At 29.9% G+C, this 22427-nt stretch carries 26 protein-coding genes and 1 pseudogene; 26 read left to right on the plus strand and 1 reads right to left on the minus strand.

The genetic code is table 11. The annotated features are described in order from the left end of the window. Positions 1 to 6 precede the first annotated feature (6 nt). The 3 genes from BTO06_RS11650 (at position 7) to BTO06_RS11660 (ending at position 2601) form a co-directional block, all read left to right on the plus strand. On the plus strand, positions 7 to 801 hold the full coding sequence (locus BTO06_RS11650; protein ID WP_100925471.1) for a cation transporter: 795 nt from the start codon (positions 7 to 9) through the stop codon (positions 799 to 801). 154 nt (positions 802 to 955) lie between these two features. After that, complete coding sequence (locus tag BTO06_RS11655) at positions 956 to 1513, plus strand: hypothetical protein (protein WP_100925472.1); 558 nt, start codon at positions 956 to 958, stop codon at positions 1511 to 1513. 140 nt (positions 1514 to 1653) lie between these two features. Continuing rightward, the gene (locus tag BTO06_RS11660) at positions 1654 to 2601 is read left to right on the plus strand and encodes a hypothetical protein (RefSeq protein WP_100925473.1); all 948 of its coding nucleotides are present in this window, start codon (positions 1654 to 1656) and stop codon (positions 2599 to 2601) included. A 50-nt stretch (positions 2602 to 2651) separates the two neighbouring features. Here the strand turns inward: BTO06_RS11660 and BTO06_RS18495 are convergent, their stop codons facing one another. Next, positions 2652 to 2792 (minus strand): hypothetical protein, encoded by a 141-nt coding sequence (locus tag BTO06_RS18495; protein ID WP_157811822.1) that lies wholly within the window; start codon positions 2790 to 2792, stop codon positions 2652 to 2654. 548 nt (positions 2793 to 3340) lie between these two features. Between BTO06_RS18495 and BTO06_RS11665 the strand changes: the two genes are divergently transcribed. From BTO06_RS11665 to BTO06_RS11765, 23 genes and pseudogenes are all read left to right on the plus strand, one after another. Next, the gene (locus tag BTO06_RS11665; protein ID WP_157811823.1) at positions 3341 to 3931 is read left to right on the plus strand and encodes a hypothetical protein; all 591 of its coding nucleotides are present in this window, start codon (positions 3341 to 3343) and stop codon (positions 3929 to 3931) included. Between the two features lie 208 nt (positions 3932 to 4139). After that, entirely contained in the window at positions 4140 to 4661 is a 522-nt protein-coding gene (locus BTO06_RS11670; RefSeq protein ID WP_157811824.1) for a hypothetical protein, read from the plus strand. Positions 4662 to 4800: 139 nt separating this feature from the next. Then, on the plus strand, positions 4801 to 5328 hold the full coding sequence (locus BTO06_RS11675) for an STM3941 family protein (RefSeq protein WP_100925476.1): 528 nt from the start codon (positions 4801 to 4803) through the stop codon (positions 5326 to 5328). Positions 5329 to 5482: 154 nt separating this feature from the next. Beyond that, positions 5483 to 6082 carry a hypothetical protein gene (locus BTO06_RS11680; RefSeq protein WP_100925477.1) on the plus strand — a complete coding sequence of 200 codons (600 nt, stop codon included), beginning with the start codon at positions 5483 to 5485 and terminating at the stop codon, positions 6080 to 6082. 601 nt (positions 6083 to 6683) lie between these two features. Further along, positions 6684 to 7148 carry an RDD family protein gene (locus BTO06_RS11685; RefSeq protein WP_100925478.1) on the plus strand — a complete coding sequence of 155 codons (465 nt, stop codon included), beginning with the start codon at positions 6684 to 6686 and terminating at the stop codon, positions 7146 to 7148. Positions 7149 to 7317: 169 nt separating this feature from the next. Beyond that, positions 7318 to 8043: an SMI1/KNR4 family protein gene (locus BTO06_RS11690; protein WP_100925479.1), complete on the plus strand. Its 726-nt coding sequence runs from the start codon at positions 7318 to 7320 to the stop codon at positions 8041 to 8043. Between the two features lie 161 nt (positions 8044 to 8204). Continuing rightward, positions 8205 to 9236 carry a hypothetical protein gene (locus BTO06_RS11695; RefSeq protein ID WP_100925480.1) on the plus strand — a complete coding sequence of 344 codons (1032 nt, stop codon included), beginning with the start codon at positions 8205 to 8207 and terminating at the stop codon, positions 9234 to 9236. Positions 9237 to 9319: 83 nt separating this feature from the next. Further along, positions 9320 to 10063, plus strand: coding sequence for a hypothetical protein (locus BTO06_RS11700; RefSeq protein WP_100925481.1), 744 nt, complete (start codon positions 9320 to 9322; stop codon positions 10061 to 10063). A 153-nt stretch (positions 10064 to 10216) separates the two neighbouring features. Further along, on the plus strand, positions 10217 to 10975 hold the full coding sequence (locus BTO06_RS11705; RefSeq protein ID WP_100925482.1) for a hypothetical protein: 759 nt from the start codon (positions 10217 to 10219) through the stop codon (positions 10973 to 10975). A 189-nt stretch (positions 10976 to 11164) separates the two neighbouring features. Next, a complete protein-coding gene (locus BTO06_RS11710; protein ID WP_100925483.1) occupies positions 11165 to 11635 on the plus strand; it encodes a DUF6985 domain-containing protein in 471 nt (156 codons plus the stop codon). 254 nt (positions 11636 to 11889) lie between these two features. After that, positions 11890 to 12018: pseudogene (locus BTO06_RS19005) on the plus strand (carboxypeptidase-like regulatory domain-containing protein); the annotation flags it as partial. A gap of 84 nt (positions 12019 to 12102) precedes the next feature. After that, positions 12103 to 12675 (plus strand): hypothetical protein, encoded by a 573-nt coding sequence (locus tag BTO06_RS18810; RefSeq protein WP_232731449.1) that lies wholly within the window; start codon positions 12103 to 12105, stop codon positions 12673 to 12675. A gap of 220 nt (positions 12676 to 12895) precedes the next feature. Continuing rightward, positions 12896 to 13267, plus strand: a complete 372-nt coding sequence (locus BTO06_RS11720) for a hypothetical protein (RefSeq protein WP_157811825.1) — start codon at positions 12896 to 12898, stop codon at positions 13265 to 13267. 207 nt (positions 13268 to 13474) lie between these two features. Further along, positions 13475 to 14071, plus strand: coding sequence for a hypothetical protein (locus BTO06_RS11725; RefSeq protein WP_100925485.1), 597 nt, complete (start codon positions 13475 to 13477; stop codon positions 14069 to 14071). A 140-nt stretch (positions 14072 to 14211) separates the two neighbouring features. Beyond that, complete coding sequence (locus BTO06_RS11730) at positions 14212 to 14655, plus strand: DUF4262 domain-containing protein (RefSeq protein ID WP_100925486.1); 444 nt, start codon at positions 14212 to 14214, stop codon at positions 14653 to 14655. A gap of 165 nt (positions 14656 to 14820) precedes the next feature. Next, entirely contained in the window at positions 14821 to 15288 is a 468-nt protein-coding gene (locus BTO06_RS11735) for a hypothetical protein (protein ID WP_100925487.1), read from the plus strand. 637 nt (positions 15289 to 15925) lie between these two features. Next, positions 15926 to 16105, plus strand: a complete 180-nt coding sequence (locus BTO06_RS11740) for a hypothetical protein (RefSeq protein ID WP_100925488.1) — start codon at positions 15926 to 15928, stop codon at positions 16103 to 16105. 11 nt (positions 16106 to 16116) lie between these two features. Further along, positions 16117 to 16464 carry a hypothetical protein gene (locus BTO06_RS11745; protein ID WP_100925489.1) on the plus strand — a complete coding sequence of 116 codons (348 nt, stop codon included), beginning with the start codon at positions 16117 to 16119 and terminating at the stop codon, positions 16462 to 16464. A gap of 1426 nt (positions 16465 to 17890) precedes the next feature. Further along, positions 17891 to 18631, plus strand: coding sequence for a hypothetical protein (locus BTO06_RS11750; protein ID WP_100925490.1), 741 nt, complete (start codon positions 17891 to 17893; stop codon positions 18629 to 18631). Between the two features lie 606 nt (positions 18632 to 19237). After that, positions 19238 to 19711 carry a hypothetical protein gene (locus tag BTO06_RS11755; protein WP_100925491.1) on the plus strand — a complete coding sequence of 158 codons (474 nt, stop codon included), beginning with the start codon at positions 19238 to 19240 and terminating at the stop codon, positions 19709 to 19711. A gap of 124 nt (positions 19712 to 19835) precedes the next feature. Next, entirely contained in the window at positions 19836 to 20414 is a 579-nt protein-coding gene (locus BTO06_RS11760) for a hypothetical protein (protein WP_100925492.1), read from the plus strand. A gap of 308 nt (positions 20415 to 20722) precedes the next feature. After that, positions 20723 to 20866, plus strand: a complete 144-nt coding sequence (locus BTO06_RS18500) for a hypothetical protein (RefSeq protein ID WP_157811692.1) — start codon at positions 20723 to 20725, stop codon at positions 20864 to 20866. Positions 20867 to 21591: 725 nt separating this feature from the next. Then, positions 21592 to 22299 (plus strand): hypothetical protein, encoded by a 708-nt coding sequence (locus BTO06_RS11765; protein ID WP_198517075.1) that lies wholly within the window; start codon positions 21592 to 21594, stop codon positions 22297 to 22299. Positions 22300 to 22427: the final 128 nt, after the last annotated feature.

A 22427-nucleotide genomic window follows, 5' to 3' on the forward strand; every position in this document is an offset into this window, starting at 1 on the left:
AACCAAATGAATAAAACGATATTTGAAATTACCAAAATGGATTGTCCTTCAGAGGAAAATCTAATCCGAATGAAATTGGATGAAATTTCGAGTATTGCGAATTTGGACTTTGATATTCCAAACCGAAAATTGACCGTTTTTCATAGCGGAGAAATTGACCAAATCGAAAAGTCAGTTATCGAACTGAATTTAGGCGGAAAAAAAATCTCAACAGAACAAACTGACCAAACTGAATTTAAAGAAAACGAAAATCAGAGAAAACTACTTTGGTCTGTACTTGCCATAAATTTTGCTTTCTTCCTAATAGAAATGACTACAGGAATTATCTCAAAATCAATGGGACTTATTGCCGACAGTTTAGATATGCTTGCGGATAGTTTTGTGTACGGAATTAGTTTGTTTGCAGTTGGAGGAACTTTAATTAAGAAAAAGCGAATTGCTAAACTTGCTGGATATTTTCAAATAGCACTTGCGATTATTGGATTTATGGAAGTTTTAAGAAGATTTTTCGGAGCCGAGAAACTTCCCGATTTTTCTACAATGATTATCGTTTCTGTTTTTGCACTTATCGCAAACGGAATTTGTCTTTATATTTTGCAAAAGTCAAAGAGCAAAGAAGAGGCACATATGAAAGCAAGTATGATTTTTACCTCGAACGACGTGATTATCAATTTGGGAGTTATAATTGCTGGAATTTTGGTAAATTGGTTGAGATCGAGTAAACCTGATTTGATTATTGGAACAATCGTTTTTGCGTTGGTAATTCAAGGAGCATTTCGGATTTTGAAATTAAGTAAGTGAACGAAAAAAAACACTACTTACAACAACGTATATAAAAAATAGCGGTTTAATCACTTAAACGAAACAAAAGAAATAAATTAAAGGTCAGCTATAATCCGAAAAATTAGTGCTAAAAATCCGCTACTTTTCATATACGAGACCATTGGGTACAATTATGAAAAAAATACTATTGACCTTTTTTATATTATCTTATTCTATAATTTCGAGTGGACAATCTAAAATCAAAGGACAACTTTTTGATGAATATGGTAATGCTGCGTGGGCTGAAATATTTATAAACGGAGAACCCACCGAATGGATGAGCTATAATGGAATAATTAATCTAGTTTGTACTGAAAACGGAATTAACGAAATTACATTTAAATATTTTGGACATTATATAACAAAAATAAAAGTTGAATGTAATGACGACATTGTTGATTTAGGAGAAATTTATTTAATAAGTGGAAACTTTTGGTTAGATGGTCCAAAAAATGGTTTTATATCAGACAATTATAAAAATGGGAAAGTAAAATATAAAATAAACATTAAAAGGTGGAAACCTCACGGAGATTCAAAGTTTTATAACTCTAAAGGAGAACTAACTCAAAGACTAATTTATAAAAAAGGGAAACTTTTAAAAATTTATATTAGAGAAAATGGAAAGCTTAATGAGCTGAAATTTGAAATAACAAAAAAAGGTGAAATATTAACTGTACCCAACAAAGTATAAATTTTATTGCTGTTTTTAGTCTACTTGCGAAAGTCCTAGCGAACTTTCTAATTAGTAATAATTTACTTACTTTTAAAGTGAAAACAACGCAACAAACTTTATACAGAGCCGTTGTGTGCAATTAAAACAAACGATAATCAATGATAAAAAGAATTAGAATTACAACTTTATTACTTTCAATTTCAATAGCTGGATTTGGACAAGAGTTACCTGAAGAAAAATCTGAAAACCATATTCAAATTAAAGGAATGAATATTTTTATGGTTCCGCCAACATCATTTGAATCTTCAAATAACTTCAAAGGGTTTCAAAATCCTAATGACCAAACTTCAATGATTATGGCAATGGAAATTCCTGGACCTTATTCAGAAGTTTCCAAAGGTTTTAATTCCGAAATGTTACAAAAACAAGGAATGAAATTGAAAACAAAGAAAGAAATAAAAGTTGCTGAATTTGACGGAATACTTATAGAATTAGACCAATCAGCAAATGGAATGACTTTCTCAAAACAAATTATCGTTTATGGAAATGAAAAATCAAGCACCTTAATAAATGGTGTTTATTTAAAAGATTCTATTCAAACTGGTAAAAAAATCAAGGAGAGCATTTTAACAACATTTGTAGATTCAAAAACCGAAAGCAATCCAAGAGAAGCTTTGAATTACTCGCTTAATGAAAATGTTGGTTCTCTAAAGTTCAAGGCTGTAATGGGAAATGGAATGCTATTAAACCGTGATTTGAAAACACCAACAGAAAGTGAAGATAAAGCGACATTATTGACTGACAAATCATTTGCAAACGTTGAGATTAAAAACGAAAAATTGTTTTGTATTTCAAGATTAAAGAAATATCCAGACGATTATTCTGTAATTCCAAGCAAAGGAATTAATGAAATAGAAATTGACAATCTAAAAGGATTTGAACTTTTTGCTAAAAACAACGATAAGGAAAATGAGGAAATGTATCAAGTCATTTTATTTGACCAAAACGGAGGATATTATCTCTTTATTGGAACTTACGTTACTGGGAGTGAAAATGCAATTTCCGATATTAAAAATGTAATACAGACATTTAAAAGAAAAAAATAACTGCACACAACAAAACCTAAACTGCATTAAAACGCAGCTTAGCCAAACCGTTAACTATCATTGTCGAGAATTATGTGAAGTTCTCTTTTTGATAAATCAAAGTAAGCTTCAAAATTGTACTTTTCAAGAGTAATTCCAGCTTTGTCCTTTTTTTGAGAACTAAACGTTTTTTGGTTTGGATCATTTGCCAATCTCCTAATTTCTTGATTGTCGGTTCTTGTTTTGTGTTTGAAAAGTCTCTGGCTCGTTCCGATAACTTAGCTTACTTTTTACTTTTAAGTAGAACCTGATGGTATTTTTAGCCAATTCTCGCTGAACGTTCTGATCCGTTCTTTTTCTAAAAAAAGGCTTTATAGAAATCTTAAAATACGCAAACTAAATGCAAGTAAGGCTTGTAACTATTTATCTTTTATTGGCTGACAATTGTGCTTGTTTGTAAACCTTTAGATTTGCATTCTGTATCGTTTGCTTTCAGTGTAAAATTTTCTAACCGCTTTGAATTTTGGCTAGTGTTCTCCAACATTAGTTAACAGCGTGTATAAAAAATTGCTTCTTTCTCTATAAATCAAAAATTATATTTACTTTTAAATCATGAAAAACGAATGAAAAATTGCTACTAAAATCATCGCAACTTTTCATACACAATTACGTTGGCAAACATTTGATGAAAAACTTGAACTACATATTAATCTTTCTTTTGATTTTAAGTTCCTGCTCAAATTTGGACGAAAATAAACCTTTGTCTAAACTATTTTCAGACGATTATAAAAGTTTCGAAATTGATGACAAGATTGAAATTATAGATTTAGATTCAGTTTCAAATTTTTCGGAATTAAGACAAAAAATGGGCAAATTAACCTGTGAGGGAAAATCGTCAGGTTTAAGATTTAAATCAAATGATACTATTTATCATTTAATTGGATTTGCTAACTGTCCGAGTTCTGTAGAAATTGGATGTTACTTCAGGCGGAATTTATTATTTGTTAGAAATGATTCGTTGGTAATTGAATACGGGAAATCCAAAAAGAAAAAATCAATCACATTCCTAAAAGCGGAACTGAATGAGATAATATCTAAAACCTATAATTTTCAGTATAACGAAAACAAACTAAAACCAGCTTTAATCCATTTTTACGTTGAAGATAAATATCCCATTGAAACAACAAAAAGAACTCTAAAAGAAATTGTTAGACAGTTTAAAGAAATTAATTCACAAAACGGTTCTGACTATTTTAGATATAATATTCTGTTTGAGGGATTTGACATTACAAATATTCCGCCATCACCACCGCCACCAAAACCGAATGAATTTGATAACGAAAAAAAATAAAAACGATTTGCCAACAATGGCTATAGTTAATAAGGGTTTTGGTGCTTAACCCAGAGTTATGTGCTTTAAACCAAGTCCGCCAATTTTTTTGATTTGGCTTTAAAAAATTAAAACAAAATAAAAAGTTTTGGCTAAGTGCTTAATCGAAAATTTATTTACTTTTAATCCTTTACTAACCATAGCCGAGACGTTGTATGCAAGCTGAAAAATGAAAGACCAATTGAATAATATACTGACTGTAAAGCCTTGGATTATATTTTTATCAATAATCATACTATCAATCTTCTCTGAAACAATGATTGGAATTGTATTAATGATAATCTGGATATGCTTATTCACTTACTGGACTTTAGGAGTTGGAGAGAAATTGTACAACAAACTGAACGATAAATCTATTTTGAACCTAAAAAGATTTAAAATTCAAATTGGTTTCGTTGTTACATATCTTTTAATTGTTTTCTTGACTGTAGGTGGTTATGAAATAAATAATGAAAACATTGCTGAATATGGTTGGAAAGCTTGGTTAATTATTCCTCTTCATCTGATTTTAATGTATTATATGATTCACACAATCTACTTTTTATCAAGATGCATTACTACGTTGAGAAATCAAAAAGAAGGTTATGGTTGGTATATGTTAGGATTTTGGTTTTTTCCAATTGGAATATGGATAATTCAACCAAAAATAATAGAATTACTGAATGAAAAGCCAGCATACAACAATATATAACCGCAATTACGGCGGATTCGACTTCGTCCGAATCCACTCGAAATTGCCAGCATCAGTGCTTAACCGAAAACCATAACTAAAAACCCGTAACTGACGGTTATACGAGACCGTTGTAACACATTTCACCAAACTACCGTAAATGAATGAAATTAAGATACCATTAAGTAAAACGAAAATTATATTACTTATGATCGGAGCATTGGCATTTGTTATTGTTGGAGCTTGGGGAATTATAGAACCTGAAGAATTTGCTTCTATTCGTTATCCGAAAAACATTGTACTTTTAAGCGGAATAGTTGGAGTTTTATTCTTCGGACTATGCTTCATTTTCATTTCAAAAATAGTCTTTAGTAGAAAAACTGGTTTGATTATAAATGATGACGGAATCATTGACAACTCAAACGCAACAAGTGTTGGACTTATAGAATGGAAAGATATTACTGGAATAAAATCTTGGAAAACAGGTTCAACAAAAGTAATTGTTATTTTGACTTCTGAACCAGAAAAATATATTGAGCGTTCAAAAAATATCATTTCAAAAAAAGCAATGAAAGCGAATAATAGAATTTATGGTTCACCAATATCGATAATATCAAATTCACTAAAAATAAATTTCTCGGAATTAGAAAAACTGATTTTGGAACAAATTGATAGACGGATAAAATAAAAACGTGTTACAACAAAGTGTATAATTAATTGCGGCTGAATTTCCTCACCGGAAATTCAATCTTATTAATTATCTTTCCGCAACAACGGAAAACGACTAGCGTCCTTTTCCCGCAAAAAATCATACACAAATACGTTACCACACATTAAAAAAAATGACCACTTTAATAATATTTTTTTTGATTTTAATCGGTCTGAATTGTATTCCTTACCTAACAAAAAAGGAATTTCCGAGATTTAAAAATATCATTACCAGAGGATTAACAATTAGTCTAATCATTATATCAGTAATCGTAATATTTTTATATAATGGTTATCGTTTGGAAGGAATATATAGCAATTCATTTTTGGAATTGACTTTTATAATATTTGTTCTTTTATTCTTTAGTATTGTGAAAAATAACAGAACAAAACTTCTAAAACTTTTGGTTTTAATTCCATCAGTTTGTTTGATAATATTGCTTTTTATATTTGAGCAAGTAATAGCTGAATATGAAATTAATGAAACTTATAGAATAGAAGTGTCAGAAAGTGGATTTTTAAACTGTGGAGAACGGATTTCTATAACTAAATCTGAATTAGGAATATTTAGAAAACGAATATTTACAAGAACAGATTTGTGTTTGATTGGAATAAATAAAATTGAAACTATAGAATTTAACGAAAATGATGCTGAATTTTTAATATATCACAATGGAAATTATGACAGCGAAAATCCATTTAAATACAGAATAACGAATAAAAACGTGTGGTAACACCGTATATAATTTATTGCTAGTCCTAACTTACTTACGAAAGTTCTAGCCGTTTTTCCATTCAGTTTGTATTTACTAAATTAGGTGATTAAAATACGCAACAAAAGATATACAAAACCGTTGTATGTAATAAGTCCAACTTCTGGCTTTTAAATACACTTTTTGATTGGGATTAAGGATAGGTAAAACAGGATTAAAATTAACTAAACATAAGAATGCAGTTTAGTCAAGCTTATCGATTGACATCGTATGAGAGTTGCACTTTCAAATACGCATGCTAGCGTAAAAAGCTTGCCGAAATTAGAAGATTTTTTTGACAATGTCAAGTTTTAAAACGATAATTTAATTTAAATCAATGTTTTAGAGCGGAGCAGAAAATCATTTTTCAGATAACAAACCATATCAGTCTGTGGTTGATATAATTCATAATCTTAAAAAAACAAGTGGATTTAAAGTAATCTGAATGTAGCGTCTGGACTGACTACGTAAATATAAAAATAGAAACTATAAGATTTTAGCTATATTTACTACAAACAACAACGTGTAAATTGCATTAAAACGCAACTTACACGAAACGTTACCATACATTTGAGAAAAACCGATGAACGAAACAAACTTGACTTACAAAATTAAAACTGAACCAAATATTGGAGACCGATTTGCTGCTGGATTAGTGGATTATATTATAATTTATGCAGTTACATTCTTTCTGATTTATACGCTTGGCGAACCGAATGACGAAGGAGGATATTCCTTAAATGGATTACCAGGATTAATTCCAATTGCTTTTTGGCTGTTTATGACTGTTGGACTTGAAATTGGATTCGGAGCAACTCTCGGAAATTCATTAGTTGGACTTAAACCGATTCCGAAAAACGGAACAAACCGAAAATTGACTTTTGGCGAATCTTTTAAAAGACACTTACTTGACCCAATTGATATGTTCTTTTTTGGATTAGTCGGAATAATAACAATTAAAAATACCGATTTAAATCAAAGAGTTGGAGACTTATGGGCGAAAACTATTGTTGTGCCAATCAAATCTCTGAATGAATCAAAAAACTGAATAAAAAAAGTGGAATAAAAACGTATGGTAACAACGTGTATAGCTCATTGCGGCTGAATTCCTAATCGGAATTCATTGCAATTTGCTATATTCCGGTTACGGCGGAAAATCATAGCTGATTTCCCGCAACGAGCCATACACAATTCCGTTAGCGGTTATTTGAGTAAATATGACAAACCTTGAAATAATAAAGAAATTAAGAGAATCTACTTTCACAGACGAAGACGGAGAAAAATATCAACTTGAATTTCAAGACGGATTGACTGATTCCGAAATTGAACAACTGAAAGAACAATTCCCAAGTAACAATATTGACAGTGAATTAATTGAAATACTGAAAGAAACCAAAGGTTGGGACGGTTACGGACCTGAAATGGTTTATTTTGATTCTATTGGACAATTCGGATTTTGGGAATTATCCGCAAACTCAATTACTCTTGGACACGATGGGTTTGGAAATCATTGGATTTTGGATTTAAACGAAAGCGGAAAACCTAACAAAGTATTTTTTGCTTGCCACGACCCAGCAGTATTTGTTGTTCATTCGCAAAATCTAAATGAATATCTAAAACACTTATTGGAATTTTACGAAAGCCCTGACAAATGTCATCTGAATGAAATTCACGACAAAACCGTAATGACAATTTGGAATGAAAATGACCTGTGTTCACAAAAAACCGAATTTGAAAATCAAAATCCTGAATTCAAAGACTTCCTGAATAAATTTGAAGGTGACGAATGGACTGTTGCTGACTTGCGAACTGGAAAAAACAAAGACGGTTTTGCTTGGGGAAAGTTTGGAGCGAATCAGTTTACGGAAAGACATCCAACCGAATTGGTATGGGTAATTAAGAATAAGAAAAAAGGCTTTTTATCAAGACTTTTTGGAAAATAAAAACAACCGCTAACAATGGCTATAATTCATTGTGGTTTTGTGCCACACCAAAATAAAAGTATAAATCAACGGCTGATTTCTCAGCGGAATAATCCTGCGGATGATTCCACAACGAAATCATAGCCGAAACCGTTGTAGCCAATTAGAGAAACCCGAAAAGTATGAGATTTATAAAATCGATATTGATTCTAATCATTTTGGTTTCTTGTCAAAATAAAGATTATAAGAAAGCTGAAAATAGCAAGATGATATTTGGAACAAAATCACTTAAAGTTCAACCGATAATTGACCTTTCAGAAAAACTTGAGAGCGAAGATGAGATTATATCTATTTCAGTCGATAAGAATGGAATAAATACCTTGATAATTCATTCTGCACCTCAATACAGAACTGAAAATGGAATGTTTGCAGTGATTAAATATGACAAGCCTAAAGATTATACATTTATCCGTTTTGACTTAAAGGGAAATGAAAAATTTAGAACTCTAATAAAAGATGAATATTACAATTTTCATAACGTGAATTTCTTACCAACAAAAGAAATTCTGCTTATCTGTGGACGTAGCAGATACAAAAATGAAAATGAAATAGACAAAAATGCTCGAATTTATAGCCTTAAAGGAGAATTATTGAGAGACTTTGTTGCTGGAGACGGAATTCAAGATGTCCAAATTGACAATGATGGAAATATATGGACTTCATATTTCGATGAAGGAATATTTGGAAATTACGGATGGGACGAGCCAATTGGAACACCCGGACTAATATGTTGGAATAAGGACGGACAGAAAATTTGGGAATTCGAACCAACTGACGGACTTGACCATATGGCGGATTGCTATGCAATGAATATAGATTCAGACAACAACACTTGGTTTTACTATTACACAGAATTTCCACTTGTTAAACTTGATAACTCAAAACAAATTAAGTTTTGGAATACTGATATTGGAGGTTCAAGTTCTTTAAATATTTCTGACAATAAAGTGCTTATGGCAGATGGATATGATGAGAATAATTTTATTCTGTTTGAGATTAAAGGAAATAAACTAAAGAAGACTAAAAAGATTAAGTTTAAAAACGAGGAAAACCAAGAGTTGAACAAACGAAATTATATTACAAGTTTTGGCTCAAACATTGGATTTCTTCAAGAGAACAAAATCTATTTGACTAAAATGAACGAAATAAAATAACTGGCTACAACAACACCTATACGCAATACCCTGCGGGATACTGCGCATAGCCAAACCGTTGGCAACAATTTGAACTCATTTAAATGAAATCTATTTATATTTTAATAATTACTCTTTTTTCTTTAACTATTTGTATAGGACAAGACAAAATTACTTTTGATATTAAAGAAGTTTTTCTCCAAAAAAAAGATTTTAAAAAGCGGAAATCTGATTTTATAAAAAAAGGCGGAAATTTTTATGAAGATAAAGATTATATTGTGTCGAAAAGTTGCAGTGGTGAATGGGGAGGCTCAATTTTTTTTAAAAACAAAAAAAGTGGAATTGAATATTCTTGCAGTGCTACTTGTCCAGTATCCGTAAATCTTATAGATGGAAAATATATAGTTACAAATTCGCTTGCTCATTTAAGGGGTTCATCAGATATAATTGAAATTAAGAATCCTGAATTAATGTCAGTTTTTAAAATGCCTGAACCTAGAGAAATAAAAAATGGGATTAAGCATTACTATACTGGAGATACAGAAAGTAAATCAAGAAAAGGAGTAAAAGAAATTTGGAACGGATTCGGAATTTTAACTTTAATAAGTTTTGAATTTAAGGAACAATTGTATCATATAATTTCAAAAGACGCAAAAACATTTTTAGCCACTATAGTAGAAAGTGAGCTAAAAATTATAAATCAAATTTCTAAAGAACGAATTTGGGATTATGCTCCAGAAACTTTTAAAGATGAAAAGGGAAATTTAATCGTATTTTTCAATAATCACAGCACTAGTGGATATATTGAAATCATAGGAAATGAAATAAAAGTGACAAGAACAAAATAAAAAACTGTTGCCAACAACGTATAAAAATAATGCTTAAGTTTAATACTAAATCAAGAGGTTAGTGCGTATTTGGTCAATCCGATTTTCCTCCGGAAAATTCTAGGACTCTAAAACGCACTATTCTTATACAAAACGTTAGCAAGCATAAAAAAAATGGGATACCAATCAATAGTACACGGAAGAATATTACTTGATAGAGATTTTAAAGAATCTCAGAGTTTTATCAATTCTCTTGGAAATGATAATACATACCCTCAGTTAAATACTGATATGTTTGGTATTGGAATTACTGAACCAACATATTACGAAGACCCAGTAATTGTATTTGGAGCGACCTACAAACAAATTGAATATGATTGGACAAGTTTTATCTTGAAATTTGAACATATATTAAGGAATGTAGGATTTGATACAGCAAAAATTCAGTTGGAAACAGAAATTTTAGGAACTTATAACTTCTTTTGGAAATCCAAATACTCAAAAGACTCTTTCGATTCTGAAGAAAAATTAATAGAAACAGATGAATGGTTTTTCGGATATGGAAATCGTGGAAGATGGGGGTTTTTGGAGACACAAATAGAAGATTTTCAGATTTTCGATTTTGAAAATTTCAAATACCCGATTGAATTTTCAGATGACCAAAAAAATGTTTTTACAAAGATTATTAATTCGATTAATGAAAAAACTGAACAAAAGTTTTATCCTTATAAAAAGGAATTTCATTTTCGTGAAACCTATGACTTACTATTTCCAATTCTTAATAAATTGAGTTTTGAGAGAAAAATTGACTTTGGATTTGATGAGGCAAGAGATAAAGATGGAAATAGTATTATGACTTCAAAAGGATTTTACATAATAATGAAACAAGGAATAAATAAAGAAACGCTTGCTAACACGGTGTATAAAACATAGCTAAAAAGTGCTAAGCCCAAAGGTTTGTGTATATTAAGAAAGTCCGCCAAATTTTTAATTTGGCTTTTAAAATGAGAAAATTAAAAACAAAATATAAAAATTCGGCTCTGTGTTAATCCGAAAAAGTTAGTGTCTTTTTGCACGCTACGTTTCATACACAAGTCCGTTAGCAATAATTAGAAAAAGAATATGGAAATAGAATACTCAGAAGAAGAAGATCAATATTATTCATTGATAACCTTAAAATCACTCAATCAATTTAAAAAAGGCAATCGACCGTTAAACGACTTTATATGTATTGATTTTTTTGGTTTTGGAGATGAACCCAGCAAAGAACAATTAAATGCTTATAAATTTCTCTTAGAAAATGAAGAAAAGATATTTAATTCTTTAATCATTGGAGCAGTAAACTCATATAATTCCATTTACTTAAAGAGATTTGAAAAATACATAGAGTTTTTGCCTAAAATAACAGATACCTGTGATTTAAAAAAAGCTATATCAATAGAGAATATAATAATTTCAGATAACCATAAAAATGATTCCTCGTTTATTATGTTCAAAGGTGAATGTAACTGGGATGAGGAACATGGTGTTTGTCTTGTTATGTTAAAAGATGAATTTATAACAATGCAGTCTTGGGACTATCACCACAGATAAACTATTGCTAACAAAATGTATAATTAATTGCTAATTCTACTCTATTTAAGAAACTACGTACTGAAATGAAATATCAATAATTTTTATTTACATTTGGTGAAAAAATCGCAACTAATCATACACCAAACATTGTTGCCCACAATATGAAAAAACTACTTGCTATAATAATTCTACTTATCTCTAACCTTTGTTATAGTTAATTAAAATCAGTAATAATTGACAGCGAAACGAAAAAAAGAATACCTTACGTAAATATTTGGGTAGAAAATGAAAACATTGGAACAACATCTAATGAAAAAGGAGAGTTTAAATTAGAAATTGATGAAACGAAAGTTATTCTAATTTCTGCAATTGGATTTCAAACAAAAAAATTAAAATCTGATTCGATTAAAAATGTATTAGAGTTAAAACCATTAACCACTGAATTAGATGAAATTATTATCAATTCTAAAAAATTATCTCAAGAATTGACAATCGGTGAGTTCAAAAAATCTAAAATTAACAGTTATTTTGCATGCGGAACACATCCTTGGATTTCAGCAAGATTTTTTAAATATAAACCAGTATATAAAAAAACACCTTATCTTAAAAAGTTAAGAATATTAACAAATAGTGATGTAAAAAATCCAAAGTTTAATATTAGACTTTATGGAATAAATGAAAAAGGAGCACCTGAAAATTACATATATGATGAAAATATAATTGGAATAGCTAAAAAAGGGAAAAAAATAACGGAAGTTGACCTTTCTAAATTAAATATTGAATTTCCCGAAAAAGGTTTTTTTACTGCGATTGAATGGCTAATAATTGAGGAAAATAAATATGAATATAAATATACAATGAAAGGTTCTAGAAAAAAAATAAAAGGAGTTTCTTACGAACCTGCAATTGGAGTTATTCCTACTGAAACTAATGAAAATAGCTGGCGATTAAATAAAGGAAAATGGAGTAAAGTTTCTGGGAAAAATGATAATGAATCTTTTAAAAAGTATAGAAATAAATACAACCAGTTGGCTATTGAATTAATATTGACAAATTAAAATACTGTGGGCAACAATGTATAACCGCAATTACGGCGGATTCGACTTCGTCCGAATCCACTCGGTAATTACTAACGCTAGTTTTTAAACAAAATATGTAACTTTAATCCCGTAACAACAGTTATACAAATACGTTAGGCGTAATTAACCTTGTCACTAACTAAAATGAGAGCTAAAACAATAATTATAGTATTCAAGAAAAAGTATAATTAATAATAATATGGTGAAAATTAAGACTAATAAGAAAAGCCTGATTAGATGGAAAATATATATAGACAGAGCAAGGATGTATATAGGGTACGTTCAATTTTTAATGATTGGGTTTGTTTTTTTAAAAGCTTATCAAGATAGCTCTATCGGAAAATTAATTTTTGACAACATTTTGATTTCAATACCTATTTTATTCATAATTTTCATTGGTTTTGCTTTAGTACTGGGGCGGATAGATACAGTATTAGGTTTACGCGAAGAGGAATTGAGAAATTCATCATCTTCAAATCCAGTAATGCGGGAAATGTTATCTAATATGGAAGAAATGAAAAAGGAATTAAAAAGACTGAAATCAGAACCATATAATGATGGAAAACAATAAACATACGCCTAACAATATATAAAAATAATAAGGGTTAAGTGGCAAAACCCAAAGTGGGTGAATATTTACAAAGTTCGCTAAATTTACAATTTGAAAGTTAAAAAAAGTAACGGTAAAACTGTAAATTTAGCTAAGAGTTAAAACGAAAAATAAGTATGTTTTTATCCCTTACTATTCTTATACTAAACGTTGGCTACAATTAAAAAAATGGAATTAATTAAAATTGAAATTTCTGACATAGAAAAATATAATCAAGAAAGGAGTAAAGTGTTTTCTGATTTCCTTGGTTTTAAGAAGGTATTACCATTTTTGATTATACTTATTATTGGTATAATCCTATTTATGACCGGGATTTATGGAGAAAAAGACGTAGAACAAAGATTATATGAAAACGGAAAAGAAAAAATCACTTTTGTAAATTACGGTATCGAATTAGGAATAGGACTTGGTTTCATATTGTTTTCATTATTAAAATGTGTAGATTTTTGGAAAACGAAAAATAATATCAGTAATTCATTAAACTTGAGAAAGCAAAAATTTAAAAATGGTGTAACATTTTGTAAAATTGAAATAAATAAAAAGGAAATTCGGATAAAAACTGACTTGTTTGAGAAAAAAACTTCTTGGTTATATTATGATTTTTTCAAAACTGATAATAAGTTTTTGAGTCTATATTCGTACAACTCAAGTAAAGATTTCCCTGAACAATTGATTCCCTTAGATTCTCTCACAGTAGAAGAAAAAGAACTACTAAGAAAATACTTAAGGATAAGATTTATAAACAGTAGCCAACAAAGCGTATAATTAATTGCGGCTGAATTCCCTCAGCGAAAATTCAATTTTATTAATTATCTTTCCGCAACATCGGAAAAAGAATAGCATCCTTTTCCCGCAAAAAAATCATACACAAAAGCGTTGTATGCAATTTCAGCAAAAACGAAAGAATGAGTAACGAAAAAAGAGAAAAGTATTTTAAAATGGTTTATGACAATATTGAAAAATATGGATTTCATAGTACCTACGTAATGGAAGAAATTGGATTTACGCCTTTTGGATACTCAACTGGAATATATAAAAATTTTAGAATTCCTGAACTTTTCATTTCTGGACTTCCGAATGGACTAACAAATACGTTGATTACTAATTATGCGGAAAGATTTAAATTCAAAGAAATACCGCTAAATGAAAAAATTGATGATTTAATTGACCGATTTCCTGTTTACTTTATTGAGGTGGGAAATGATAAGCTGACTGGATACACGCTGAGTTCATTTAAGTTTTATGAGAATTCGGAATTCAAATATTTACAGTTAATTTTTCCTGACTTGAATGGATTTTTTCCAAATGAAGCGGAATATGACTATGACCAAGAAATATTAGCAGAATGAAAAAACTGCATACAACAATGTATAACCGCAATTACGGCGGATTCGACTACGTCCGAATCCACTCGGAATTGCTAACGTCCGTGCTAAACCGAAAATTAACGTATATTAACCCGTAACTGACGGTTATACGAAACCGTTGTATGCAATTGCGCAAATGAAAACTTTATGATTAGAAAATTACTTTTAATATTAATTTTAACTATCATTGGACAAAATTCTGTAGCTCAAAATATTGATAATCCTAAACTGGAAAAAATAATTACTAAAATAGCAAAGCAGGAATTTTTATTCTATGACTATAAATTGAATAAAAAGAGTATCAACCTTGTTAATAAACTACATAAAACTGCAAGTGATGATGAATTAATTAAACTTTCAAAAAAGGACTGTAAATTGTGCTTTAGTTTCTCTTTTTGGGTACTTTGGAAAAGGAATTCTGATTTAATACCTGAATTATATAATGAATATATTGAAAAAAACACCGAAGAAAATTTTGTAGAAATAAATGAATTCAACCCAAGAAATAAGTCTTGTGTAAAAATTCTAATGTCTGAGGGAAATTTTATTTATGAAATATACAAAGAAGGAAAATACTTGGATAAAATAACTGCATACAACAAGGGCTATAATTAATACGGGGTTTAGTGTTTAATCCAAAGTTTAGTGTATTTTTATAAAGTCCGCCAAATCTTTTTGATTTGGCTTTAAAGTGAAAAAGTTAAAACAAAAAGATTTGGCTAAGTGCTTAATCGGAAATTAATCGCTTATTAACTCCCGCACTAATCATAGCCCAAGCCGTTGTATGTAATAAGTCCAACTTCTGGCTTTTAAATACACTTTTGATTGTGATTAAGGATAGGTAAAACAGGATTAAAATTAACTAAACGTAAGAATGCAGTTTAGTCAAGCTTATCGATTGACATCGTATGAGAGTTGCACTTTCAAATACGCATGCTAGCGTAAAAAGCTTGCCGAAATTAGAAGATTTTTTTGACAATGTCAAGTTTTAAAACGATAATTTAATTTAAATCAATGTTTTAGAGCGGAGCAGAAAATCATTTTTCAGATAACAAACCATATCAGTCTGTGGTTGATATAATTCATAATCTTGAAAAAACAAGTGAATTTAAAGTAATCTGAATGTAGCGCCTGGACTGACTACGTAAATATAAAAATAGAAACTATAAGATTTTAGCTATATTTACTACAAACAACAACGTGTAAATTGCATTAAAACGCAACTTACACGAAACGTTAGCAAATATTGAGAATGTACGAAATTTTAGTTGAAAAAAACGAGGAAAAAGAGCTTCCGGTACCTCACATTTGGAGACCAACTTTTAAAGCAATTGCTAATGCTTTTGTAGAAAAAGATTACAGCCTCAAATCAGAAATTCGGGAAAGAGACAATGAATATATAATTGATATTAAATCAGTACTTGTACCATAAATAGAAAAAAGATGAAATACGGAATAGTTTCCATCATATTAGCTTTGGCTGGAATTTCATTTGTTATTTGGTTTAACATTGAAATTTCAGAGTTGTTTAAAGCTCATTTTTTAGAACAGATTGGACAAAACAAAATGGATTTGAATCCAGCAGTATACACAACTGGAAAAGGATTTAAAATTATTGCATTTGTAATAGCTACAATTGGTATTATACTCGGAATAAAAGCTTTAAGAGAAATTAAATGGATTGGAATTATTGGAATAATTTTATCTGCTTTTCTGAGTTTTTTGGCATTCTATCCGATGTGGAAATACTTTGTTCAGGATTTAGCTATCGATGTTAATTTTGCGAGTTAAAAACATTTGCTAACATTGGCTATAATTAATACGGGTTTTGGTGTTTAATCCAAAAGTTAGTGTATTTTTATAAAGTCGTCAAATCATTTTGATTTGACTTTTGAATAAGAAAAAATAAAAGCAAACAAAATGCTTCGCCTTAGTGTTAAATCGGAAAGCAACAGCTTCCCTATTCCCGCACTAATCATAGCCGAAGCCGTTAACTATCATTGTCGAGAATTATGTGAAGTTCTCCTTTTGATAAATCAAAGTCAGTTGCAAAATTTTACTTTTCAACAATAATTCCAGCTTCGTCCTTTTTTTAGAGAACTAAACGTTTGATGGTTTGGATCATTTGCCAATCTCATTATTTCTTGATTGTCGGTTCTTGTTTTGTGTTTGAAAAGTCTCTGGCTCGTTCAGATAACTTAGCTTACTTTTTACTTTTGAGTAGAACCTTATCGTATTTTTAGCCAATTCCCGCTGAACGTTCTGATCCGTTCTTTTTCTAAAAAAAGGCTTTTTACAAAACTTAAAATACGCAAACTAAATGCAAGTAAAGCTTGTAACTATTTACCTTTTATTGGCTACAATTGTTCTTGTTTGAAAACCTTTAGTTTTGCATTCTGTCTCGTTTGCTTTCAGTGTAAAATTTTCTAAACGCTTTGAATTTTGGCTAGTGTTCTCCAACATTAGTTAACAGCGTGTATAAAAAATTGCTGCATTCTCTATAAATCAAAAATTATATTTACTTTTAAATCATGAAAAACGAATGAAAAATTGCTGCTAAAATCATCGCAACTTTTCATACACAATTACGTTAACTATCATTGTCGAGAATTATATCAAGTTCTCTTTTAGATAAATCAAAGTCAATTGCAAAATTGTACTTTTCAACAATAATTCCAGCTTTGCCCTTTTTTTAGAGAACTAAACGTTTTATGGTTTGGATCATTTGCCAATCTCATTATTTCTTGATTGTCGGTTCTTGTTTTGTGTTTGGAACGTCTTTGGCTCGTTCCGATAACTTAGCTTACTTTTTACTTTTGAGTAGAACCTCATCGTATTTTTAGCCAATTCTCGCTGAACGTTCTGATCCGTTCTTTTTCTAAAAAAAGGCTTTATACAAATCTTAAAATACGCAAACTAAATGCAAGTAAGGCTTGTGACTATTTATCTTTTATAGACTGACAATTGTTCTTGTTCATAAAAATCTAGATTTGCATTCTGTCTCGTTTGCTTTCAGTGCAAAATTTTCTAAACGCTTTGAATTTTGGCTAGTGTTCTCCAACATTAGTTAACAGCGTGTATAAAAAATTGCTGCATTCTCTATAAATCAAAAATTATATTTACTTTTAAATCATGAAAATGAATGAAAAATTGCTACTAAAATCATCGCAACTTTTCATACACAATTACGTTGTAAGCAAGCCAAAATATCAAAACTATGAGAAAAATTTATCTAACATTTATTTCATTTATTATTTTAAGTTGTTCGAATGATGGTTCCAACGAAACGCTAGAATCAGAGGGTTTATTAATTAAGCAGATAAATGAAAATGGTCTTGTATCTAGAAAATATACTTATCAAAACAATTTAATTTCTTCCAGAGAATATTATGAATCTGGTGAATTATGGAGAAAAGAATATTTTGAATATTCTAATGATACCGTTTTTTTTAGAAGCTATAATTCTTCAAACGAATTAGCAGAAATCCGAAAATATTATAGTATTACCGATAATCTATCCAGAAGAGATAGGTTTGACTCTAGTAATAATCTCATGAACTATAGATTATATAATTTTTCTAATAATAATTGTGGATTTATTAGTATTGACATCTACGATAGTAATAATATACTGATTTCAAAAAGTACATATGACTATCTAGATTTAAATTGTAGTATGGAATCTACTCGATATGACTCTAACAATGAAATAATATCTAAAGAAAAATGGACTCGAGATAACAAAAACTTATTTAATAAAAATGAACTATTAGATTTTTTTCGAGGCTCTAATTTAGGAAACACTACAAAATACACTAGATGGAATTCTCAAAATAACATTGATTTAAACAACTCTTACTCATCATCTTTTCAATACAATAATTTAAATTATCCTACGTACGAAAGCAGAGAATACTCAAATGGTAATTTAAAAGAAATTACATATGAATATTATTAAATGCCAACTTACAACAATGTATAACCGCAATTACGGCGGATTCGACTTCGTCCGAATTCACTCGGTAATTACTAACACTAGTTTTTAAACAAAATATGTAACTTTAATCCCGTAACAACAGTTATACAATTACGTTGTATGTAATAAGTCCAACTTCTGGCTTTTAAATACACTTTTTGATTGTGATTAAGGATAGGTAAAACAGGATTAAAATTAACTAAACGTAAGAATGCAGTTTAGTCAAGCTTATCGATTGACATCGTATGAGAGTTGCACTTTCAAATACGCATGCTAGCGTAAAAAGCTTGCCGAAATTAGAAGATTTTTTTGACAATGTCAAGTTTTAAAACGATAATTTAATTTAAATCAATGTTTTAGAGCGGAGCAGAAAATCATTTTTCAGATAACAAACCATATCAGTCTGTGGTTGATATAATTCATAATCTTGAAAAAACAAGTGAATTTAAAGTAATCTGAATGTAGCGCCTGGACTGACTACGTAAATATAAAAATAGAAACTATAAGATTTTAGCTATATTTACTACAAACAACAACGTGTAAATTGCATTAAAACGCAACTTACACGAAACGTTAGCTGCCATTGCAATGAACAAAATTTATATTCAAAATAACTTGATAACTTATGAAAGTGAGTTCGATGGAAGACATAGAGATGGCCTTTGGACCGCGCATAAAGACCAATCTTGGATTTTAGATTTAGAAAAGGTAATCTCAATCGTAGGAATAAACTGTATGGATGGAGATGATGATAGTTATTTTATTGGATTTATTGATATCGATTTAAAGAAATACTTCTTAAATATTACATGGGGAATTGATGGTTTTGAAATAATCAAACCACTAATTGAGGAAAAATTTAAAACAGAATTAACAAAATGGAGGATTCACTTTTATGATGATGCAAAAATTCTTTATCCTGAATCTTTAAAAAACGAAAAGTTATACAAAAACTCATTATGGAAAAGTTTAAGAAAATTAATGCTTCTTGATCACGTAGCAGATGGAAAATTAAATGATAATATTTTTAAAAAAACGTCAGCTAACAAAGCGTATAGTTAATTGCTATACCTTTCTAAACCAAAGGCAAGTGATTTTTTATAAAGCTAGTGTTTAGCTAAAAAAATGTACATTTAAACACGCAACAAACCATACACAAAACGTTACCCAACATTTAAAGCAGCCATTGAGAAAATTAGGAAAATATATAGATGAAATTGAGCTGATTCAGCTAAATGAACTGATTGGAAATAGGATTTGGTTTATACGAAGTCCGTTTTTGAGTGCAAATCTGAATGAGAAAACACATACTGCAAACTTTTTTCAAATTCCGTTCTTTTGGAAAGATGAATATGGAAATGACCAATCAAAAAATTTTGAATTTAGAGCTGAATGGACTGAAGATGAGGAAACTCTATTAGACTATTACAATTTAAAAATAAAAATTGCGGAACAGGAAAAACTGACAGGCGACTTCGAGAGTATTTGGGAACAAAGCTTAAAAAGAGGACTGAATTCGAGCATAAGCTTTAATGAATTCATTATTTCAGAAATACAAATTCTTTCCAGAGATGAAGTTGTAGATAACGAAGCTGAATTGAAACACGATGAAGGAATTTTGTTAATTGACAAAAACAAAAATAAAATCCTACTTTCTGCTGAACTTAAATGTGCTGACCAAGTGGAATTTATTAGTGATTTAAAAACTATTGAAAACAGAATAACGGAACTAAAAATAAGAAAAACGTTGGGTAACACCGTATAAAATTAATTGCTAGTTCAAGCCTACTTACGAAAATCCTCGCGGATTTTCTATTCGGTTTGTATTTGCTAAATTCGTTGCTAAACCACGCAACTAATCTTATACAAGACCGTTGTATGTAATAAGTCCAACTTTTGGCTTTTAAATACACTTTTTGATTGTTATCAAGGATAGGTAAAACAGGATTAAAATTAACTAAACGTAAGAATGTAGTTTAGTCAAGCTTATCGATTGACATCGTATGAGAGTTACACTTTCAAATACGCATGCTAGCGTAAAAAGCTTGCCGAAATTAGAAGATTTTTTTGACAATGTCAAGTTTTAAAACGATAATTTTATTTAAATCAATGTTTTACAGCAAAGCAGAAAATCATTTTTCAGATAACAAACCATATCAGTCTGTGGTTGATATAATTCATAATCTTGAAAAAACAAGTGGATTTAAAGTAATCTGAATGTAGCGCCTGGACTGACTACGTAAATATAAAAACAGAAACTATAAGATTTTAGCTATATTTACTACAAACAACAACGTGTAAATTGCATTAAAACGCAACTTACACGAAACGTTAACTATCATTGTCGAGAATTATGTGAAGTTCTCCTTTTGATAAATCAAAGTCAGTTGTAAAATTGTACTTTTCAACAGTAATTCCAGCTTCGTCCTTTTTTTAGAGAACTAAACGTTTTATGGCTTGGATCATTTGCCAATCTCCTAATTTCTTGATTGTTGGTTCTTGTTTTGTGTTTGCAACGTCTCTGGCTCGTTCCGATAACTTAGATTACTTTTTACTTTTAAGTAGAACCTAATCGTATTTTTAGCCAATTCTCGCTGAACGTTCTGATCCGTTCTTTTTCTAAAAAAAGGCTTTATACAAATCTTAAAATACGTAAACTAAATGCAAGTAAGGCTTGTGACTATTTATCTTTTATTGGCTGACAATTGTTCTTGTTTGAAAACGTTTAGTTTTGCATTCTGTCTCGTTTGCTTTCAGTGTAAAATTTTCTAAACGCTTTGAATTTTGGCTAGTGTTCTCCAACATTAGTTAACAGCGTGTATAAAAAATTGCTGCATTCTCTATAAATCAAAAATTATATTTACTTTTAAATCATGAAAACGAATGAAAAATTGCTACTAAAATCATCGCAACTTTTCATACACAATTACGTTGTACACCATTTGAAAAAAGCAATATACATAGCATTTATATTAGGATTTTTGGTCTCTTGTAATAAGAAAACTAAACCTGAAAAAACGGAAAATAAACTGACTGAAATTCCTACTTGGAAAGCTGACTTGGATACAATTTTGGAAAAGAACAATCCGAAAAGCCTAGACCTTTCCGAACATCAGTTGTTTATCGACACAACTCGAAATTCAGAAACGTTTAAAAGACTGATTAACTGGAAACCAAACCGAATGGATAATGACGCAATTTCATATCAAGAAAAAGAAATTGCAAAAAAACATAAACCAATAAAAATTGACCTAAAAGAATTCCCAAGACATTGGATAAGTTTAAAAAAACTCAACAATGAATTTGTGGTTTATGAACCTTGCGATGGAAACACAACCGCTTTTGAAATAAATGAAAGTTCAGTTCTATTCTTCTACCAATTGGAGCCTGATGTTGACTTGATGTTTGATTTAAGGAAAATGACGGAAAATGAAATATCATTAGAATTAAGAACTGTTCCACAAAAAGCGAAAACTGAAAAAACTGAACTGACCATAAAACCGACTGAATTTGAAAATGTCTATTTGCTAACTTATAGTTTTGGCAAATGGTATGTGACACCAACGGAAAAAGTTTCAGAGTTTGACATTGTAGTTAATCATTGTCCGAAAATGAAACGGATGGAATTTACCAGATTTGATAAAAATTAAATAAATGAAAAACGGTGTACAACAAGGTGTATGATTAATTGCGGCCGAATTTCCTCAACGGAAATTCAATCTTATTAATTATCTTTCCGAAACAACGGAAAATGACTCGCGTCCTTTTCCCGCAAAAA

The organism is Tenacibaculum sp. SZ-18, assembly GCF_002813915.1.
Classification (GTDB): Bacteria; Bacteroidota; Bacteroidia; order Flavobacteriales; family Flavobacteriaceae; genus Polaribacter.

Bases quoted from the DNA above. Each gene is read 5' to 3' on its own strand.
- BTO06_RS11690 (WP_100925479.1), top strand. From the start codon at position 7,318: ATGACAAACCTTGAAATAATAAAGAAATTAAGAGAATCTACTTTCACA.
- BTO06_RS18500 (WP_157811692.1), top strand. From the start codon at position 20,723: ATGTCAAGTTTTAAAACGATAATTTTATTTAAATCAATGTTTTACAGC.
- BTO06_RS11720 (WP_157811825.1), top strand. From the start codon at position 12,896: ATGGTGAAAATTAAGACTAATAAGAAAAGCCTGATTAGATGGAAAATA.
- BTO06_RS11695 (WP_100925480.1), top strand. From the start codon at position 8,205: ATGAGATTTATAAAATCGATATTGATTCTAATCATTTTGGTTTCTTGT.
- BTO06_RS11685 (WP_100925478.1), top strand. From the start codon at position 6,684: ATGAACGAAACAAACTTGACTTACAAAATTAAAACTGAACCAAATATT.
- BTO06_RS11650 (WP_100925471.1), top strand. From the start codon at position 7: ATGAATAAAACGATATTTGAAATTACCAAAATGGATTGTCCTTCAGAG.
- BTO06_RS11670 (WP_157811824.1), top strand. From the start codon at position 4,140: ATGAAAGACCAATTGAATAATATACTGACTGTAAAGCCTTGGATTATA.
- BTO06_RS11735 (WP_100925487.1), top strand. From the start codon at position 14,821: ATGATTAGAAAATTACTTTTAATATTAATTTTAACTATCATTGGACAA.
- BTO06_RS11710 (WP_100925483.1), top strand. From the start codon at position 11,165: ATGGAAATAGAATACTCAGAAGAAGAAGATCAATATTATTCATTGATA.
- BTO06_RS11700 (WP_100925481.1), top strand. From the start codon at position 9,320: ATGAAATCTATTTATATTTTAATAATTACTCTTTTTTCTTTAACTATT.
- BTO06_RS11730 (WP_100925486.1), top strand. From the start codon at position 14,212: ATGAGTAACGAAAAAAGAGAAAAGTATTTTAAAATGGTTTATGACAAT.
- BTO06_RS11725 (WP_100925485.1), top strand. From the start codon at position 13,475: ATGGAATTAATTAAAATTGAAATTTCTGACATAGAAAAATATAATCAA.
- BTO06_RS11655 (WP_100925472.1), top strand. From the start codon at position 956: ATGAAAAAAATACTATTGACCTTTTTTATATTATCTTATTCTATAATT.
- BTO06_RS11660 (WP_100925473.1), top strand. From the start codon at position 1,654: ATGATAAAAAGAATTAGAATTACAACTTTATTACTTTCAATTTCAATA.
- BTO06_RS11755 (WP_100925491.1), top strand. From the start codon at position 19,238: ATGAACAAAATTTATATTCAAAATAACTTGATAACTTATGAAAGTGAG.
- BTO06_RS11675 (WP_100925476.1), top strand. From the start codon at position 4,801: ATGAATGAAATTAAGATACCATTAAGTAAAACGAAAATTATATTACTT.
- BTO06_RS11745 (WP_100925489.1), top strand. From the start codon at position 16,117: ATGAAATACGGAATAGTTTCCATCATATTAGCTTTGGCTGGAATTTCA.
- BTO06_RS11750 (WP_100925490.1), top strand. From the start codon at position 17,891: ATGAGAAAAATTTATCTAACATTTATTTCATTTATTATTTTAAGTTGT.
- BTO06_RS11680 (WP_100925477.1), top strand. From the start codon at position 5,483: ATGACCACTTTAATAATATTTTTTTTGATTTTAATCGGTCTGAATTGT.
- BTO06_RS11705 (WP_100925482.1), top strand. From the start codon at position 10,217: ATGGGATACCAATCAATAGTACACGGAAGAATATTACTTGATAGAGAT.
- BTO06_RS11740 (WP_100925488.1), top strand. From the start codon at position 15,926: ATGTACGAAATTTTAGTTGAAAAAAACGAGGAAAAAGAGCTTCCGGTA.